A 706-nucleotide genomic window follows, 5' to 3' on the forward strand; every position below is an offset into this window, starting at 1 on the left:
TTATCGATCACCCCGAAGATTCGGCAAAAATGAAAAGCGCCGCCTGGATCGAACAGACTGCGCGGGGACATGCAAATGGCATCGCGCTCTGCCTCGGCCTGACGCAGCGCGAATTCCCCTTGTATAAAGTGACGATGGACGGGGGGCAAATCGGGGCTTACCAAGAAAAAGACGACGTTTTGAAAGTTATTTCTGCGAATTGGGACAGCTTTCAAAAAGCGGCTATTGAAAAAGGGTAGAAAGGGAAGAATCCATTTTGAATCATTCAAAATGGATTCTTGACATTTAATGAGTCCGCATCTTTTTTCATTTGGGCGTAATGTTCCTTTCTGAACGCTCCCATCAGAATTTGAGCTGCTATACAAATCAATAAACCAGAATAATTGGTTCATCATAACACCATCATTTTCACGGAATCAGCATGCTGCCGGCCCAGAATCCGCCGATTGAGCCTGCCATTGTAAGCAGGATGTAAACCGCTGAAGCCTTTACCCGCTTTGCAGCCAAAAGCTGAACAGCTTCAACGCTGAACGTCGAAAATGTTGTGAAGCCTCCGAAAAATCCAGTTCCGACCACGATAGAGACCGTTTGATTGTCAATGCCGAGGCTTATGAATATGCCGAGAGCGAATGAGCCGAGAATATTGATCACCATCACGCTGACCGGAATGCGGGGGCGCGGAATCATCGCCATGAGCACATTGCCC

Annotated in this window: 1 protein-coding gene and 1 pseudogene; one reads left to right on the forward strand and one right to left on the reverse strand. The window is 47.7% G+C overall.

Going from position 1 to position 706, the window contains the following annotated elements; translation table 11 throughout:
- Positions 1–239, forward strand: a pseudogene (locus tag ACWHAR_RS27235) (N-acetylmuramoyl-L-alanine amidase); the annotation flags it as partial.
- A 169-nt stretch (positions 240–408) separates the two neighbouring features.
- Here the strand turns inward: ACWHAR_RS27235 and ACWHAR_RS27240 are convergent.
- Positions 409–706 (reverse strand): CrcB family protein (locus ACWHAR_RS27240; RefSeq protein ID WP_452088452.1); only part of this gene is annotated, 298 nt, incomplete at its 5' end.

Source organism: Bacillus sp. LR--39, assembly GCF_053613335.1.